Origin of the sequence: Streptomyces herbicida, assembly GCF_032656585.1 — a bacterium.
GTDB classification, from domain to species: Bacteria; Actinomycetota; Actinomycetes; order Streptomycetales; family Streptomycetaceae; genus Streptomyces; species Streptomyces herbicida.
In genome coordinates, this window is sequence record NZ_JAUYWJ010000021.1 from 37065 (window position 1) to 54432 (window position 17368).

A 17368-nucleotide genomic window follows, 5' to 3' on the forward strand; every position below is an offset into this window, starting at 1 on the left:
AGGAGCAGATGAACGATCAGAGTCGAAGCCACACAGGCGGAAGGCGGTCCGCATGTTCGAAAGGATCCGTAGGCACCTCGCCGGATTCCGATCCTCCACGAGCACAAAGGAGGCCGGCGGCCGTGAGAAGCGTGCACACAACTTGTTCGAAGCAGCGGCCGCCTATGTGTCGGCCCGCGCGGAGGACGACCAGGACCGGATCGACGAGGCGGCGGCCTGGGTGTCCCCGGAGGCGCTGTCGTTCGGGGTGAGCGAGCTGGCGTGCCGGGCCGTGATCGCGCTGGCCCGGGAGCGCGACGAGTCGCCGCGTACGGTGGCCCGTGACCTTCTCGGGCTGCCGGTGTCCTGATCTGCAGGCCGCGAATCCGGCCGTTTCGCCCGCTCCAGGTGGAAAACTGCAGCTCCGGGTGTGATGGGGAGTCGTGACAACGGCCTTCCGCTCGCACTAGGGTGCGCGCCGTTGGACGAACCACTGGGGAGGCTGGGATGGCCGAGACGGAAGACGAGGCCGTCGCCGCCGCGGACGATGCGCTGTATGTGCTCACGGCGGTGCTGCTGACGCCGGCGCAGTTTCCGAGCGTGCTGGGTGACGACTATCCGGAGGCCTGTGCGGCCCTGGGCCTCGCGCCCCGTGCCGACGGGTACGGGCTGGTGCTGGGCCAGGACGGCGACGGGGCTCGCTGGACGGTCGTCATCGACGACGTCTCGCTGGTCGCGGTCGCGATCGCGTCCTGGGACTGCGGCATGGAGTACGACCTGTCGCCGGACGAGCGCACGGTCGTCGCCGCACTGCCGGGCTGGCCCCTCGCGGTCGCCGTCGCGGCTCCGGGGGTGCCGGCGCCGCACGATCCCGGCCCCGACATGGCGGACCGTGACCCGCTGACCCCGCCGGACACAAGTGCCTGGGGCCCGGCTCAGCGGCGCCTGGGCGCGGACGAGATCGCGCTGCAGTGGGCGGTGTGGCGGGAGCAGATCGACGACGCCGACTTCCCCAGGCCGGGGAACGCGCCGAAGGAGGCGGGAGAAGACGCCCCGGAGGGCCGGGAGGACGCGCCGAAGGGCCACAGTGGGGTCCGCCGGGTCCTGGCGGAGGTGCGCGCGTATGTGGACTCGCCACCGCCTCTCGGCCGGGTCCGCTCCTCGTTCGCGCCCGGCGAGGCCCGGACCCTGCGCGCCGACGGTCCCGGCTGGTCGATGGTGGCCCGCACGGACGACATCGCGTTCGTGCTGCTGGACGACGAGCCGGGCGAGGTCCTGCCGGTGGGCCGCGGCCCCGAGCTCCCCGGCCTCCTGGAGGCACTCGACAAGCTGGCCGTACGGCCCAGTTGAGCCCTCGCGGGCCGAGTCCCGGCGCTCGGCCGGCCGCGGGGGTCGTCAGTGCCTGCCCGGAGCGCCGAGGAGGCCACCGAGGCGCTGTCCGGGTCCGGGCGTCATGGGCACGCCGCGCTTCGAGCCGGGCCGCAGCTGCCGGGACCACGTCCGCCGCGCTTCGTCGACCGGAGCCCGGAATGTCAGCAAGGCGTCACGCCGCCCGCGGACCATGCCACCGGCAGGGCCGCGGGCGGCGCTGCGGCCCACTCCCGTGCACCGAGTCGGGACGCGCCGGGGCGACGGCGCCTCAGTGGCCGATCTCCTTGCGCGTGACACGGCGCAGCCTGCGCCGCTGCGAGGGGTCCAGCGTGAGGTACGCGGCCGCCGGGACTCCCAGCACGATCAGGAACGACACCCACCAGGGCAGCCAGATCAACAGGATGAGCCCGACCGCCACACCCCCTGCGGCGATCTTCGCGTTGTTCGACATGTGCGTCGCCTCCTTCGCGGCCACTGCCGCTCTCTGATCTGAAAACGGGCCCGCGCTTCCCGCGGTTCCGGACCGCAACCCTGAGACGTCCCTGAGACGCGACCCTTACGCGCCCCTGAGCGCCCGCACCGACACCGTGAATCGAACACCTGGTGAAGTGGCTCGGCTCACAGCCTAGCCATTCCGGGTCGCCCGTCCAGGTGCTGTACCCCCGGCGACCCAAGCTCGGTAGTCAAATTTGAGGAGTGCGGGCAGAGCTGTGCAGACGATTCCCGCAAGACTGGACGACCCCTGGGCTGCTGGGCCGCCTCGGCACCTTCCCCGCGCGGTACGCGCAGGCCGTCGAGGGCGGCCGGGACCCCCTCGCCGCGGAGCGCCTCTCCCGGCTCGTGCGGCCGTTCCTGCTGCGGCGGCGCAAGTCGGACCCCGGCATCGCGCCCGAGCTGCCACCGAAGACCGAGACCGATCACCCGGTGCCGCTGACCGAGGAACAGGCGGCCCTGTACGAGGCCTTGGTGCGCGAGACACTGGAGCGGATCCGGGCGGCCGACGGCATGCAGCGGCGGGGCCTGATCGTGAACCTGCTCACCGGCCTGAAGCAGATCTGCAATCACCCGGCGCAGTTCCTCAAGGAGGACCGCCCGACGATCGCGGGAGGCTCGGGAAAGCTGGAGCTTCTGGACGAACTGCTCGACACGATCCTCTACGAACCGTCCGGAGAGTCCTGAGGAAGTCGGGTGCTTCCTCGGATTCCTGACGACCCGCCACTCACGCAACCCCCCACACGAGACCCCCACGACCGACGAGTGGAAGACGCCCTCCGTTCATCCGACGGTCGCACGACGTTCCGTCGGGGACCCAAATCTGGCCGCTGTCAACGAACTTGCTCCCAGGAGGCTCGATGTCCCCGCATGTCACCGGCCGGCGCCGCGTCGCCAACCGTTCCGTCACGACGGGTCTGCCCTTGGCCCTCGCGGCCGCCCTCGTGGCCGCAGGGACGGCCACGGCGGCACCGTCCGGGGACGCCGCGCACGTCACCCGTACGGCGACGCTCGGCGACATCCCGCTCGGCGCGTTCAGCAACGCCCTGCTTCCCGGCAGCGTCGACAACGACCGGGGCGTGGACCTCGGCGGCATCGGCAGCGACATCTACCCTGCGGGTCCCAAGGGCGAGTACTGGACGGTCACCGACCGCGGCCCCAACGGCCAGATCAAGGTGGACGGCAAGAAGCGCCGCACGTTCCCGGTACCGGGCTTCGACCCGGCCATCGTGAAGATCCGGGTGACCGGCGACAAGGTGGAGGTGATCGACGCGATTGCGATCACCACGCGGTCGGGCAAGGCCGTCACCGGGCTGCCCAACCAGCAGGGCCGGGACGAGGCGCCGTACAGCTATGACGCGAAGACCGCCCTGTCGTACGACCCGAACGGTATGGACACCGAGGGCATCGTGTGGGCCGAGGACGGGAGCTTCTGGCTCGTCGACGAGTACGGCCCGTCGCTGATCCACGTCTCCGCGCGCGGGAAGGTGCTCACGCGTTACGTGCCCGAGGGGCTGGACCTCACGGGCACCGACTACCCGGTGGTCGAGGCGCTGCCGTCCGTACTGCTGCACCGGAAGACCAACCGCGGATTCGAGGGGCTGGCCCAACTGCCCTGCGGAGACCTGGTGATGGCCCTGCAGAGCCCGCTCTCCCTGCCGGACGCGAACGCCGGTGACGCCTCGCGCACGACCCGACTGCTGCGGTTCTCGCCGAAGAAGAAGGCGGTTACCGCCGAATACGCCTACCGGTTCGACCCGGTGAACGTGGTCGACCCGAGCGAGGACGACACGTCCGAGCTCAAGATCTCTTCGGTGGTCGCCGTGGGCGGTGACCGGCTGCTGGTCGAGGAGCGCACCGACAAGACGGCCCGGCTGCAGCTGGTGAGGCTGGGGCACAAGGCGGACATCCTCGGCGGCCCCTGGGACGACGACACGACATCCCCGTCCCTGGAGCAGCTGGAGGACCCCGCGGCCGCGGGCGTCCCGGTGCTCGCCAAGCGGCTCGTCGTTGACCTGGGCGCGGTGAGCGGTGTGCCCGGGAAAATCGAGGGCATCGCGCGCGTGGACCGCGACACGCTCGCCCTCATCAACGACAACGACTTCGGGATGACGGACGGCACCGGCGCCTTCGACGCTCAGGGCCGACTGGTCGACAGTGGCATCGAGACGACCGTGACGTACGTCCGGCTGCCCGAGGGCATCTAGCGGGCCGGTCAGGGAAGTTCACCCACGAGGGACGGCAGGATCGATTCGAGGTCACTCGGCACCTCGGTGGGGAATCCTGACGGCAGTCGGCTCGGCAGCTTTGACGGCAGCCTGCTGGGCAGCTTGGACGGCAGCCTGCTGGGCAGTTCGGTCGGGATGCTGAAGGAAGGCCTGGGAGAGCCGCTCGTGCTCGCAGTGCTGTGCGCGGGCGGCTTCTTCTCCGGTGAGCCGTCGCCGCCCGAGGTCATCACGACCACGGCTGCGACGGCCGCCGCGGCCACGAGGACGGCCAGCACGGCGAACAGCGGGGCACGGCGCCTGCTCGGGGTCTCGAGAGCACTGAAGGGAGTCGTCGCCGGGTCGTAGCCTTCGGGCGGCGGTCCGAAGCCGCCGCCCGGAGGCGGGGTGTCGCTCGGAGGTCCGGGCGGCTGGGGCGGTACGGGCGGCATGGCCATACCCTCAAGAGTCGCCTCGTAGCGGACAACGCGCGACCCCTGCATGGAAGTTGATACGGACTCATGCAGGGACCGCACGGTTCCGGAGCATTCCGTCCAAAGGTCGCTCAGCCAGACCGACAACGACACGCGCGCGTGGGGTGACCGTGAAACGGCCGCCCCACGCGCGTGCGGTTCAGCCCCGTGCGCCCAGCAGGTGATCCATGGCCAGCTGGTCGAGCTGCTCGAAGGCCATCCCGCGCGCGGCGGCCGCCTCCGCGTCGAAGTCCTCGAAGGCCGTGCGATCGGCGAGCAGTGCCCGCAGGCCGTCGGCCGCGGTGGGCTGCGCCAGCTGGTCGAGCCGCGAGGCGCGCAGCGCCTCCTGGACCGCCGGGTCGGCACGGAAGGCCGCCGAACGCTCCTTGAGGACGAGGTAGTTGCGCATGCATCCGGCCGCGGACGCCCACACGCCGTCGAAGTCCTCCGTCCGCGGCGGCTTGAAGTCGAAGTGGCGGGGACCGTCGTAGCCGGCGGTCTCCAGGAGGTCGACCAGCCAGAAGGCGGACCGCAGGTCACCGGCGCCGAAGCGCAGGTCCTGGTCGTACTTGATCCCGGACTGGCCGTTCAGGTCGATGTGGAAGAGCTTGCCCGCCCACAGGGCCTGCGCGATGCCGTGCGGGAAGTTCAGTCCGGCCATCTGCTCGTGGCCGACCTCCGGGTTGACGCCGTAGAGCTCCGGGCGCTCCAGGCGCTCGATGAACGCCAGCGCGTGGCCGACGGTGGGCAGCAGGATGTCGCCGCGCGGCTCGTTCGGCTTGGGCTCAAGGGCGAAGCGCAGGTCGTAGCCCTGGGAGGTGACGTACTCGCCGAGGAGGTCGAAGGCCTCCTTCATGCGGTCGAGAGCGACGCGCACGTCCTTGGCGGCGCCGGACTCGGCGCCCTCCCGGCCGCCCCAGGCGACATACGTCTTCGCGCCCAGTTCGACCGCCAGGTCGATGTTGCGGACGGTCTTGCGCAGCGCGTAGCGGCGCACGTCGCGGTCGTTGGCGGTGAACGCGCCGTCCTTGAAGACCGGATGGGTGAAGAGGTTGGTCGTGGCCATCGGCACGGTCAGGCCGGTCGCGTCCAGGGCCTGGCGGAAGCGCTTGATGTGCGACTCGCGCTCGGCGTCCGAGGACCCGAAGGGAATCAGGTCGTCGTCGTGGAAGGTCACTCCGTAGGCGCCCAGCTCGGCCAGGCGCTGCACCGTCTCGACCGGGTCGAGGGCGCGACGGGTGGCGTCGCCGAACGGGTCCCTTCCCTGCCAGCCGACGGTCCACAGGCCGAAGGTGAACCTGTCCTCGGGGGTGGGCTGGTAGCTCATGCCGCGGCTCCTTGCTTGCTCCGACTATTTCGTCATGGCCGTTTACAAATTAGTATGCCCTCGCGTCTCTGGGAAGAGACAAGATGTCCTCAAAGGGGTGACGTACCGGTCGCCACTCCCTGGACACATCGGAAAACACCAGGCCAGATCCCGCGAGCCGGGGAAGAGGGAGAGCCCGATGTCAGCAGCCGAGGGTCCGCTCGTCGTCGGCGTGGACACATCCACCCAGTCCACCAAGGCGCTGGTCGTCGACGCGTCCACCGGGCAGGTCGTGGCGAGCGGCCAGGCGCCCCACACCGTCTCCTCCGGCGCCGGCCGGGAGAGCGACCCGCGCCAGTGGTGGGACGCGCTGTGCGAGGCGTTGCGCCAGTGCGGTGACGCGGCCCATGAGGCAGCCGCGGTGTCGATCGGCGGCCAGCAGCACGGCCTGGTCACCCTGGACGCCCGGGGTGAGCCGGTACGGCCCGCCCTGCTCTGGAACGACGTGCGCTCGGCACGCCAGGCGCGCCGTCTGGTCGAGGAGCTGGGCGGCCCCAAGGGCTGGGCGGAACGCACCGGCAGTGTGCCCGGCGCCTCCTTCACCGTCACGAAGTGGGCCTGGCTCGCCGAGAACGAGCCGGATGCCGTGCGCGCCACCAAGGCCGTGCGGCTCCCGCACGACTACCTCACCGAGCGCCTCACCGGCCAGGGCACGACGGACCGGGGCGATGCCTCCGGCACCGGCTGGTGGGCGTCCGGGACCGAGTCGTACGACGAGGAGACCCTCCGGCACGTGGGACTCGACCCGGCGCTGCTGCCCCGGGTCGTACGGCCCGGCGAGGTGGCCGGGACGGTGCGCGACAGCCACGACCTGCCGTTCTCCAAGGGCACCCTGGTCGCGCCGGGCACCGGCGACAATGCGGCGGCCGCGCTGGGTCTCGGACTGCGCCCCGGGACCCCGGTACTGAGCCTCGGCACGTCGGGCACCGTGTACGCCGTGTCGAAGCACCGCCCCACCGACCCCACCGGCACCGTCGCGGGCTTCGCCGACGCGCACGGCGACTGGCTGCCGCTGGCCTGCACCCTGAACTGCACCCTCGCGGTCGACCGCATCGCGGCGCTACTGGGCCTGGACCGGGAGGCCGTGGAGGCCGGCGGCTCGGTCACCCTCCTGCCGTACTTGGACGGCGAGCGCACCCCGAATCTGCCGAACGCCGCCGGTCTGCTGCACGGGCTGCGCCACGACACGACGGGCGGGCAGCTCCTGCAGGCGGCGTACGACGGCGCCGTCCACTCGCTGCTCGGCGCCCTGGACCTGGTGCTCGACGAGGACGCGGACCGGAGCAGACCGCTGCTGCTGATCGGCGGCGGGGCCCGCGGCACTGCCTGGCAGCAGACCGTACGGCGGCTGTCGGGCCGGCCGGTCCAGCTGCCCGAGGCCAAGGAGCTGGTCGCGCTCGGTGCCGCGGCACAGGCGGCCGGACTGCTGACCGGCGAGGACCCGACCGCCGTCGCCCGCCGCTGGAACACGGCCGCCGGACCGGTGCTGAACGCCGTGGAGCGGGACGAGGAGACACTGGCCCGGATCTCCGGGGTACTCTCCGACGCGGCCCCGCTGCTGGAGCGGGGGACGGACGCCCACTGACCGACGCCCATCGACGGAGCCCGGCAGGGACGCCTGTCGGGGACACGGACCGAGGACTGACGGAGGCATGACCGCACCGCTACACAGGGCCCGCCCGGCCGGTCCCGGCCGCGCTCTGCCCGACACCCAGCAGGGCATGCGCCGCCGCAATCTCGCCCGCGTGATGCACGCCGTCAGCGCCGAGGGGCCGCTCTCGCGTGCCGCTGTCGCCTCGCGCATCGGTCTGACCCGTGCGGCGGTGTCGACCCTCGTGGACGAGCTGATCCGCACCGGACTGCTGGAGGAGCTGGGCCCCGAACGGCCCGGCAGGGTGGGCCGGCCGGGATCGGCGCTCGCCGTCAGCGGACACGGTCCCGCAGGCATCGGGGCGGAGGTCGGCGTCGACCATCTCGCGGTGTGCGCGGTCGATCTGCGCGGCGTGGTGCGCGCGCGGGCCGTGCGGCACGGCGCGAACCGGGGCCGTGCTCCCGGACCGGTGATCCGGGAACTCACCGCACTGGTGCGCCGGGTCGTCGCCGAGGCGGAACGGGAGGGGCTGTGGCCCGCCGGGCTGGCGGTCGCCGTGCCCGGGCTGGTGGCGCGCGACGCGCGCACCGTCGTACGCGCCCCGAACCTCGACTGGAACGACACGGACCTGGGCGCCCTGCTGTCCACCGGCATCCCGCTGACCGTGGACAACGAGGCCAACTTCGGCGCGCTCGCCGAGCTCTGGCTCGGCGAGCACACGCCCGGCGACTTCCTGCATGTGTCGGCCGAGATCGGCATCGGTGCCGCGGTCGTCGTAAACGGGCAGCTGCTGCGCGGCACACGAGGCTTCGCCGGTGAGCTGGGCCATGTGCCCGTGCGGCCGGACGGGCCGCCGTGTCCGTGCGGCGGGCGCGGATGCCTGGAGCAGTACGCCGGCGAGGAGGCGGTCCTGCGCGCGGCCGGCCTGGAGCCGGGCGAGGATCTCGTCGGTCTGCTGGCCCGGCGCGCGGAGGAGGGCGACGAGGACGTACGGCGGGCCCTCAGGGACGCGGGAGCGGCACTCGGCATCGCCCTGACCGGGGCGGTCAACCTGCTCGACCCCGAATCCGTCGTCCTGGGCGGTGCGCTGGCCGGGCTCTCGCCCTGGCTGCTGCCGTCGCTGGAGCGCGAGTTGGCGGACCGCACGGCGGGGCCCGCCTGTCCGGTGTCCGTGTCACGGCTGGGGTCCGAGGGTCCGCTGCTGGGCGCCGCGCACTCCGTGGTGCGGGCCGTCCTCGACGACCCGGCGATGGTCGCGGAGCACGCCTGACAGCCCCTCAGGACCTGACGGTGCCTTCGTGTCCGACGGTGCCTCAGCCGAGGAACGCCGCGCTCGTGGCGCGGAAACGCTCGGGGTCGTCCAGCCAGGGGAAGTGGCCGGTCCCGGGCTGAACGACGAACCGGGCGTCGGGAAACAGTCCGGCGAACTCGGCCATCGCGGGTGGCGGCGAGTTCAGGTCGAACTCGCCGGCGAGCAGCAGCACCGGCTGCCCGAAGGCCGCGAGTGCGGTACGGGTGGCGTCGGGGGCGTAGGCGCCCTCGGCTCCGTAGACGGCTGCGGCCTCCTGGTTCCGCTGCACGTCCTCCGCGGCCCGGTGAGCGCGTGCCGCGGCGTCCCAACGGCCGTAGTAGAAGGGCGCGATGGCCTGCCAGGAGTCGGGGGTGGCCCGACCCGCGACGATCGTTTCCAGCGCCGCGAAGGCCTCCGGGTACCAGGGCTCGTCCCGTCGGAGCATGGCCGTCTCGCGCCGCAGATCCCCGCTGATCGTGAGGCCCACGGCCATCGGGCCGGGTGTGATCAGCGCCAGCTTGCCCACGCGGTCCGGATGACGCTCCACGTACCGCACAGCCAGATTCGCGCCGCCCGAATGCCCGAGCAGATCCACCCGGTCCGGTCCCAGATGCTCACGCAGCGCCTCCACGTCCGCGACGAGCCGGTCGCAGCGGTACGACGCCGGGTCCTCGGGCACGCCCGACTCACCCGTTCCCCGCAGGTCAAGCATGATCAACTGGCGGTGTCCGGAGAGGCCCCCGAGGTCACCGAGGTAGGCGGAGGCCTGCATCGGCCCACCGGGCAGGCAGATCAGCGGTGGGCCGTCGCCGAAGACGTGGTAGGCCAGCTCGGTTCCGTCGTACGCGGTGAAGTAGGGCATGGGGACGACCCTGGCAGCGGCGTTCGTGCGGGGCAACCGGGTTCCGGACCGCCGGGATGCGGGCAGGGATCCGTCATCCGACTGGGGAGGCAGGCCTGGTGGAGTGGGTGCCCCGTGAGATCTGGATCAAGACCCAGCCCCAGGCCCTGCTCGCCTCGTGCGTAGTGATGCTGGACGCCCGTGACCGCATCCTGCTCCTGCGCTACGGGCCCGAAGCGCCGGTCGCCGGGACCTGGTGGCTGCCGGGCGGGATGCTCGACCACGGCGAGGACCCGTGGACGGCCGCACGACGGGAGATGCGCGAGGAGACCGGCATCGAGCTCGGGCCCACTCCCCACCTGATCGGCATCGACCACCGGGGGGACGTCCTCGGTACCGGGCCAGTCCTCGACTGCTTCTTCCACGGCGGGCGCCTCGCCGACGACACGAGCATCCGGCTCAGCGCCGAGCACGACCGGCACAGGTTGTCCGCTCCCGACGAGTTGGCCGGCATCCCGCTCACCGCACGGCTGCCCACGCTCACCGCACTGCACACGGCCGCACTGTCCGGAACGGTCGCCTGTCTGCGGGAGGGGATGCCCCTGTGACTGCGGCCTACCCGCCCTACTTCACGGGCCGACGGCGAGCTTCCCCGCCGTGCCCAGGTCCGGTTCCGGTGTCACCATCACCGGCGCGGCACCCGGCTCGGCCCACACCCTGACGTAGGGGGCGTTCACGGGTGTGCCGGACAGGACCGTGTTGCGCCACACCAGGCCGGCACATGCGCGCTCCCCCGGCCTCAGCGCCAGCGGCCGGGGCGGGCCGTCGGCTCCAGTGCTCCCGGCGATGAACGAGCCGTCGTGCAGGACGCCCACACCGCTCACCGGCCGGTGATCCTCGCCGAGAGGACTCGCCCGGGGGGAGCCGTCAACGCGGAACGTGCCGGTCCCGCAGTTCTCCAGATGGAGTGTCACCACGCGAAGGCCCATCGCGGCATCGCCGTCGTCGGCGTAGAGACGCACCCCGGACGACGGGCAGCGCCCGCCTTCGGCCGGCGCCTCGTCGACGGGGACGCACCTGACTTTCGTGACCTCGACGCGCGAACACTCCGGCACATCCGTCACGTCCGTGACCCGTGAGACGCTGCCTGTCACGGCCCGGCCCGGCCCGGCGGACGGCACGGTCGCGGACCTGAGCTCCGACGCCGCCGCTGAACCGGAGACGCGAGCCTGAAGGTGACGTCGTAGGTGAAGGGCTCCGTCCCGCGGTTGGTCGCCCGGTAGGTGGCGCACTGGTGGGCTCCGGCACCGACGTCGATGACGGGACGCACTGGTGGGCCCCGGCACCGACGTCGATGACGCTGACACCGCCCGTCTCCTCCGCGGAGGGCTCGCTGGACACGGCGGCCTCCGGGGGGCCGGTGCCGCACGCCGAGCCGCCGGACCGGTCGGTCACGCCGGACTCCTGACCGCAGGCCGTCAGGAGCAGGACTCCGGCGAAGGCGGCGGACAGGCCGCGGGAGGTGGCATGCATCCGCCGAGTCGATCAGAACGCGATCACGGCAGGCTGCGGCGGAGGTCACTCCTCCGGTCACAGGACCGTCACCGGGCCACCCGAGGGAGTGGCCGAGTTGTCCACAGTCCCGGCGTCGTCCACCGAACCACTCGACGGCCTGCAGCCCAACCCACCGGCGCCGTACCGTGATTCACGCGAGGCGCAGCCGTCGACGTGATCACGGCGGCGGGCGTTGCCGGGTGGACGCGGTGTCCGATCCGGCCGCGCCCGTGTCGTGCGCCGGCCCCGTCGTCGGCGTCCGCATCGCGATCGGTCCGCGGCACGGGTCGTGCTGATACGGCGTCGTCCCGTCCGGACCGGCCGCGCCAGGCCGCGATCGTCGGCGACCGCCCGCGCCCACCTCGACGAACCCGCCTCACCCGCCTCACACCCGCCTCACCCGCCTCACGTGCCAACGGCAGAACGGAGCTGTGCAGAGATGACCGATCCCCGAATCCTGACGGTGCGCCCCGAACCCGGCGAGTACGCCTGGACGTTCGGCGGGGCGCCGCCCGTGGCGCGGATCGCGCCCGGCACGGTCCTGGACCTGTACACGGAGGACTGCTTCGCGGGCCGGGTGCGGTCCGAGAAGGATCTGGTCTCCGAGGTCTGCGAGTTCCCGTTCCTGAACCCGCAGACGGGCCCCTTCCACATCGAGGACGCGGAGCCGGGCGACACGGTCGCCGTGCACTTCGTGTCGATCGAACCGGCTCGCGACTGGGCCGCGTCGACCACCGTCCCCCTGTTCGGGGCGCTCACCTCGACGCAGGCCACGGCCACGCTGCAGCCGTCGCTGCCGGAGACGGTGTGGATCTGGCAGCTGGACCGGACCCGGCGTACGGCGCTGTTCCGGGCGCACGAAGGCGACATCGAGATCGAGCTGCCTCTGGACCCGATGCACGGCACGGTGGGCGTGGCCCCCGCCAACCTGGAGGTGCGCTCGGCCCTGGTGCCCGACGCGCACGGCGGGAACATGGACACACCGGAGATGCGGGCCGGCGTCACCTGCTACCTCGGGGTGAATGTCGAGGGCGCGCTGCTCAGCCTCGGTGACGGGCACGCCCGGCAGGGTGAGGGCGAGACCTGCGGGGTGGCGGTCGAGTGCGCGATGAACACGGTGGTGATCGTGGAACTCCTCAAGGGGGTCGCCACCCCGTGGCCCCGCCTGGAATCGGACACGCACATCATCTCGACAGGCTCGGCACGTCCGTTGGAGGACGCCTTCCGGATATCCCAGCTGGACCTGGTGCAGTGGCTGGTGCGCGACTACGGGTTCGGACAACTGGACGCGTATCAATTCGCAACCCAGGCGGTGCAATCACCGTTGGCGAACGTGTGCGACACCAACTACACGTGCGTGGCCAAGCTCCGCAAGGACTGGCTGCCGAAGCGCGAGACTTACCGCGGGCTGCACGCCCGGCTGCGTGAGACCGCAGGAGGTCTCCGCCGGTGACTGCGTGCCGCATGCCCCCAAACCCCCCACGATGGAAAGGCAACCGACCATGGACCGGGCAAGACCGATCCCCAGCAGGCGACGGTTCCTCAAGGGCGCTGCCCTCGCCACCGTCCCGTACGCGCTGCTCCCCGACGCGCGGGCCGGTGCGCAGTCCCACGCCGTCGACTATCCGCTCGCCGAGTGGCAGGCGGCCAGCACCTCCAACTACACGGCTTCCGCCCGGCCCGGCAGCCATCGCGTCGATCGCGTGATCATCCACGTCACACAGGAGGGATACGCCGACACACTGTCGATCTTCCAGAACCCGAAGAAGGAGGTGTCCGCACACTATGTGGTGCGCTCGGCCGACGGGCACGTTGCGCAGTGCGTGCGCGAGGCGGATGTCGCCTGGCACGCGGGGAACTGGGACTACAACACCCGCAGCGTCGGCATCGAGCACGAGGGCTGGGTGGATCGGCCCGCCTATTTCACCGACGCCCTGTACGCGGAGTCGGCGAAGCTGACCGCGGCGATCTGCGCCACTTACGACATCCCCAAGGACCGGGACCACATCATCGGGCACTACCAGGTGCCGGGGTCCGACCACACCGATCCGGGGCCGAACTGGGACTGGGACAGGTACATCAGACTGGTCAATTTCACCTAGGCCGGAGTCGAAACTGTTGCCCGCGTGAACACCCCGAGTGACGATGTCTCCAGCATCGCAGTCCGGGGAGGCCGAGTTGTCCGATCCGTGGGTGGCCCTGGAGCCGGGGGCCGACCCTGCCGAGCGCGTACGGGCGCTGCGCCGGGCGCACGAGACGTTCACCACGGCCGGCACCGTGCCGCTGCCGGTGCGCGCGGTGGTGGCGGACTCGTGGCGGCGTTCCGCGCGGGCGGGTGTGGGGCCGGACGGGACCGCGAGCGTGGAGCTCATGGACGGGGAACTCGGAACCTATCGGGCGGAGCATCCGTTGGCCCGGGTGATGCCACTGTTCCGCGAGCTGATGGGCACGTTCGCGGCCGACGGTGAGCATCTGCTCGCCGTGTGCGACGCGCACGGCAGGCTGCTGTGGGTCGAGGGCCATCCGAGCACCCGGCGTCGGGCCGACCGGATGAACTTCGTCCCAGGTGCGCGCTGGGCGGAGACCGCGGTCGGTACGAACGCACCGGGCACGGCGGTCGCCGTCGGTCGGCCGGTCCAGGTCTTCGCGGCGGAGCACTTCATCCGGCGGGTGCAGCCATGGACCTGCGCGGCCGCGCCGGTGCACGATCCGCGCACCGGGCGGGTGCTCGGCGCCGTGGACCTCACGGGTGGTGACGACCTGGCCCATCCGCACAGCCTGGGGTTCGTCCAGGCCGTGGCGCGCGCCGCCGAGTCGCAGCTCGCGCTGCTCGACCCGCCACGGCCCGCGGACCGGGCGAACGGTCTGACGGCGCTGGGCCGCGACGAGGCCGAGCTCCTGCTCGACGGCCGCCGGATCAGGCTCAGCCGCCGGCACAGCGAGCTCCTGGTGCTGCTGGCCCGGCACCCGGAGGGGCTGACCGGGGACGAGCTGCAGTGCGCGCTGTACGAGGACGAGTCGGTGACGCCGGTGACGCTGCGCGCCGAACTGGCCCGGCTGCGCAGGCTGCTCGGCCCGGGGCTGCTCGCGTCGAGGCCGTACCGACTGACGGCTCCGGTCGAGTCGGACGTCGCCGTGGTGGAGCGGCGTCTGGAAGCGGGGGCGGTCACCGCTGCCGCGGCGGCGTACTCCGGACCGCTGCTGCCCGGCTCGCAGGCACCGGCGGTGGTGCGGCTCAGGCGGCGTCTTGCCGACGGACTGCGCACGGCGCTGATCGCCCGGCGTGATCCGGACCTGCTGGCGGACTGGGCACACGCGCCCTGGGGCGAGGACGACCTCGAGGTGTGGCGGGCGCTCGCCGTCCTGCGGCCGACGGCGACGGTACGGGCGCAGCTGGCGGCGCTGGAGTCCGAGCTGGCGCTGCCCGTCCGCCGGACACCCCGCTGACCCGGCACGCAACGTGGTTGCAACGTCCGTGTTCCTACCCTCCCGGCGAGCGCTGCCCAACGGCGGGCAGCGCTTGTGAAGGAGGCAGACCAGCATGACCCGTTACGCGGCGCCCGGTACCGAGGGCGCGATCGTCTCCTACCAGGCGCGCTACGACCACTTCATCGGCGGCGAGTACGTGCCGCCGGCTCGCGGGCAGTACTTCGAGAACCCGTCCCCGGTGAACGGGCAGCCGTTCACCGAGATCGCGCGCGGCACCGCGGAGGACGTGGAGCGGGCGCTGGACGCGGCGCACGCGGCGGCTCCCGCCTGGGGCCGTATGTCGGTGACGGAGCGCTCCGACATCCTCCTCAAGATCGCCGACCGTATGGAGGCCTACCTCGAGCCGCTGGCGGTCGCCGAGAGCTGGGAGAACGGCAAGCCGGTGCGCGAGACGCTGGCCGCCGACATCCCGCTCGCCATCGACCACTTCCGGTACTTCGCGGGCACGATCCGGGCGCAGGAGGGCTCGCTAAGCGAGGTCGACGACGACACGGTGGCGTACCACTTCCACGAGCCGCTCGGTGTGGTGGCACAGATCATTCCGTGGAACTTCCCGATCCTGATGGCGACCTGGAAGCTGGCGCCGGCCCTCGCCGCGGGCAACGCGGTCGTGATCAAGCCGGCCGAGCAGACCCCGGCCTCCATCCACTACTGGATGAGCCTGATCGCGGACCTGCTGCCGCCGGGCGTGGTGAACATCGTCAACGGCTTCGGTGTGGAGGCGGGCAAGCCGCTCGCGTCCAGCCCGCGGGTGGCCAAGGTTGCGTTCACCGGAGAGACGACGACGGGGCGGCTGATCATGCAGTACGCCTCGGAGAACATCAAGCCGGTCACGCTGGAGCTGGGCGGCAAGTCCCCGAACATCTTCTTCGACGACGTCTGGGCGCGTGACGACGACTTCAGGGACAAGGCCCTCGAGGGCTTCACGATGTTCGCGCTCAACCAGGGCGAGGTCTGCACCTGCCCGTCCCGGGCGCTGGTCCAGAGCGGCCACTACACCGAGTTCCTCGAAGCGGCGGTCGCCCGCACCCGGCTGATCAAGCCGGGGCACCCCCTGGACACGGACACCATGATCGGCGCCCAGGCCTCCAACGACCAGCTGGAGAAGATCCTCTCCTACTTCGACATCGGCCGCCAGGAAGGCGCCAAAGTGCTCACGGGCGGCGAACGCATCGAGTACGACGGTGAGTTGAAGGGGGGCTACTATGTCCAGCCGACCATCTTCCAGGGCGACAACCGGATGCGGATCTTCCAGGAGGAGATCTTCGGCCCGGTCGTCTCGGTGGCCTCCTTCGACGACTTCGACGACGCCATCAAGATCGCCAACGACACGCTGTACGGCCTCGGCGCCGGCGTGTGGACCCGTGACATCAACACCGCGTACCGGGCGGGCCGCGCGATCCAGGCGGGGCGCGTCTGGACGAACTGCTACCACGCGTACCCCGCCCACGCGGCATTCGGCGGCTACAAGCAGTCCGGGATCGGCCGCGAGACGCACAAGATGATGCTGGAGCACTACCAGCAGACGAAGAACCTGCTGGTGTCGTACTCGCCGAAGAGGCTGGGCTTCTTCTAGACACAGGGAAAGGGCGCCTGCCCAGGGCAGATGCCTGGCAGGCGTCCCTATCAGGCTCGCCCCGGCTGGGCCGCGAAGCGAATTCGGCTTTACTCCCGATTTCTCCCGGCTATCTCCCACCTCTGACCAGCTGTTCCGGGGCATTTCCGGGCCAGCCCCGGGCCACCCCCCCTGCAACGTCCTCGCGCTCGTCCCACCGCCGCATGGAGTCCTCAATTGAGCGGTTCGCGTGGTGACGCGCCTCGGCGAGGAACTCGAAGGCGAGTCACGACGATGCGGTAGAAGGCGGCGTTGGCCTGCCGGGCGCTCGGAGTTGGCCGGCGGCGATCAGCAGGGCAGTCACTGTCGGGCCCAAGGCCGATGACGTCCAAAAGCTGCGGATGACATGACGGACAGCCCTGGTGACCCGGTGAGAACGTCCCGGACACGCCAGGCCTGTCCGGGACGTTGGGACGTCGTCAGCCCTCGATCCAGCCATGGCCCTTTGCGAAGAGCAGCAATGCGGTGCGTATCGGGACGATCTGGGCACCTGTCAGTGACGGTGCTGCCTCCAGCAGCACCTCGGTCACATCCCTCAGGAACTCATCGCGATGGAGTACATCGCACAACGCTTCGTCGCCCGCTGCCTGCCGCACTGCCGCAGACAGCGGGGGCGTCACCGGGGTGCCGTCGGCGTTCTTGGCCAGCTGCACGGACGATGCCTTCGGCCCCCGGTCCCCTTCCTCGATCTCGAATTCGACTGCTGTACCCGAGCGGATATAGGACTCCGGTATCAGCATGTCGTTCACGTGGAGAAAGACGTCCTCTCCACCGTGATCGGGTGCGATGAAACCATAACCCCTTGCACCGTCGAACCGGACCACACGACCAGTGACCATACCAACCCCCAACAACTCGGGCCCCTTGCCCGAAAGTATCTGGCTGGAGATTAGTGCAGCGGTCGACATGAGCGCGAGCGCACGGCGGGATACGGAGCTCCACGCTCATGTGGCCTTGGCGCAGTCGACTCGACGAAGAAGCATGTGACCCGGATGGACGTGAGGCAGGTCGTCATCCGGCTGCCTCGGGAACCGACCGGTCGCGCTTATCAGGGTGCCGGGCGAACTCGAGCCAGGTGGCGGCGCATTGGTGCGCAAGGCTT

At 71.3% G+C, this 17368-nt stretch carries 17 protein-coding genes and 1 pseudogene; 12 read left to right on the forward strand and 6 right to left on the reverse strand.

Annotation, left to right across the window (positions count from 1 at the left end):
• Positions 1–52 precede the first annotated feature (52 nt).
• A complete protein-coding gene (locus Q8A52_RS35405; RefSeq protein ID WP_316759019.1) occupies positions 53–349 on the forward strand; it encodes a hypothetical protein in 297 nt (98 codons plus the stop codon).
• A 137-nt stretch (positions 350–486) separates the two neighbouring features.
• Positions 487–1329 carry a hypothetical protein gene (locus tag Q8A52_RS35410; protein WP_316759020.1) on the forward strand — a complete coding sequence of 281 codons (843 nt, stop codon included), beginning with the start codon at positions 487–489 and terminating at the stop codon, positions 1327–1329.
• 289 nt (positions 1330–1618) lie between these two features.
• Here Q8A52_RS35410 and Q8A52_RS35415 read toward each other — a convergent pair whose 3' ends face one another.
• Entirely contained in the window at positions 1619–1801 is a 183-nt protein-coding gene (locus Q8A52_RS35415) for a hypothetical protein (protein ID WP_316759023.1), read from the reverse strand.
• A 278-nt stretch (positions 1802–2079) separates the two neighbouring features.
• Here Q8A52_RS35415 and Q8A52_RS35420 point away from each other — a divergent pair.
• Positions 2080–2520 (forward strand): annotated as a pseudogene (locus tag Q8A52_RS35420) (SNF2-related protein); the annotation flags it as partial.
• 182 nt (positions 2521–2702) lie between these two features.
• Positions 2703–4049 carry an esterase-like activity of phytase family protein gene (locus tag Q8A52_RS35425; protein ID WP_316759026.1) on the forward strand — a complete coding sequence of 449 codons (1347 nt, stop codon included), beginning with the start codon at positions 2703–2705 and terminating at the stop codon, positions 4047–4049.
• A gap of 8 nt (positions 4050–4057) precedes the next feature.
• Here the strand turns inward: Q8A52_RS35425 and Q8A52_RS35430 are convergent, their stop codons facing one another.
• Together Q8A52_RS35430 and xylA are read right to left on the reverse strand one after the other, a co-directional pair.
• Positions 4058–4504: a hypothetical protein gene (locus Q8A52_RS35430; RefSeq protein WP_316759028.1), complete on the reverse strand. Its 447-nt coding sequence runs from the start codon at positions 4502–4504 to the stop codon at positions 4058–4060.
• Positions 4505–4679: 175 nt separating this feature from the next.
• Positions 4680–5846, reverse strand: coding sequence for a xylose isomerase (gene xylA, locus Q8A52_RS35435; RefSeq protein ID WP_316759030.1), 1167 nt, complete (start codon positions 5844–5846; stop codon positions 4680–4682).
• A gap of 178 nt (positions 5847–6024) precedes the next feature.
• On the opposite strand from xylA, the gene xylB reads away from it, so the two are divergent.
• Positions 6025–7470 (forward strand): xylulokinase, encoded by a 1446-nt coding sequence (xylB, locus tag Q8A52_RS35440; protein ID WP_316759032.1) that lies wholly within the window; start codon positions 6025–6027, stop codon positions 7468–7470.
• A gap of 67 nt (positions 7471–7537) precedes the next feature.
• Entirely contained in the window at positions 7538–8746 is a 1209-nt protein-coding gene (locus tag Q8A52_RS35445) for an ROK family transcriptional regulator (RefSeq protein WP_316759034.1), read from the forward strand.
• Positions 8747–8789: 43 nt separating this feature from the next.
• Here the strand turns inward: Q8A52_RS35445 and Q8A52_RS35450 are convergent, their stop codons facing one another.
• Positions 8790–9629 carry an alpha/beta fold hydrolase gene (locus Q8A52_RS35450; RefSeq protein ID WP_316759037.1) on the reverse strand — a complete coding sequence of 280 codons (840 nt, stop codon included), beginning with the start codon at positions 9627–9629 and terminating at the stop codon, positions 8790–8792.
• A gap of 98 nt (positions 9630–9727) precedes the next feature.
• On the opposite strand from Q8A52_RS35450, the gene Q8A52_RS35455 reads away from it, so the two are divergent.
• Positions 9728–10216, forward strand: coding sequence for an NUDIX hydrolase (locus tag Q8A52_RS35455; protein ID WP_316759040.1), 489 nt, complete (start codon positions 9728–9730; stop codon positions 10214–10216).
• A 21-nt stretch (positions 10217–10237) separates the two neighbouring features.
• Here the strand turns inward: Q8A52_RS35455 and Q8A52_RS35460 are convergent, their stop codons facing one another.
• The gene (locus Q8A52_RS35460; protein ID WP_316759042.1) at positions 10238–10732 is read right to left on the reverse strand and encodes a DUF4232 domain-containing protein; all 495 of its coding nucleotides are present in this window, start codon (positions 10730–10732) and stop codon (positions 10238–10240) included.
• 170 nt (positions 10733–10902) lie between these two features.
• On the opposite strand from Q8A52_RS35460, the gene Q8A52_RS35465 reads away from it, so the two are divergent.
• The 5 genes from Q8A52_RS35465 to exaC all read left to right on the forward strand — a co-directional run bounded on the left by Q8A52_RS35465 (position 10903) and on the right by exaC (position 16227).
• Entirely contained in the window at positions 10903–11076 is a 174-nt protein-coding gene (locus Q8A52_RS35465) for a hypothetical protein (RefSeq protein ID WP_316759045.1), read from the forward strand.
• Positions 11077–11601: 525 nt separating this feature from the next.
• Complete coding sequence (locus Q8A52_RS35470; protein ID WP_316759048.1) at positions 11602–12615, forward strand: acetamidase/formamidase family protein; 1014 nt, start codon at positions 11602–11604, stop codon at positions 12613–12615.
• A gap of 49 nt (positions 12616–12664) precedes the next feature.
• Positions 12665–13264: an N-acetylmuramoyl-L-alanine amidase gene (locus Q8A52_RS35475; RefSeq protein ID WP_316759050.1), complete on the forward strand. Its 600-nt coding sequence runs from the start codon at positions 12665–12667 to the stop codon at positions 13262–13264.
• A gap of 76 nt (positions 13265–13340) precedes the next feature.
• Positions 13341–14609 carry a GAF domain-containing protein gene (locus Q8A52_RS35480; protein ID WP_316759052.1) on the forward strand — a complete coding sequence of 423 codons (1269 nt, stop codon included), beginning with the start codon at positions 13341–13343 and terminating at the stop codon, positions 14607–14609.
• Positions 14610–14703: 94 nt separating this feature from the next.
• Complete coding sequence (gene exaC, locus Q8A52_RS35485) at positions 14704–16227, forward strand: acetaldehyde dehydrogenase ExaC (RefSeq protein WP_316759055.1); 1524 nt, start codon at positions 14704–14706, stop codon at positions 16225–16227.
• Between the two features lie 458 nt (positions 16228–16685).
• Here exaC and Q8A52_RS35490 read toward each other — a convergent pair whose 3' ends face one another.
• Positions 16686–17105, reverse strand: a complete 420-nt coding sequence (locus tag Q8A52_RS35490; RefSeq protein ID WP_316759344.1) for a cold-shock protein — start codon at positions 17103–17105, stop codon at positions 16686–16688.
• Positions 17106–17368 lie beyond the last annotated feature (263 nt).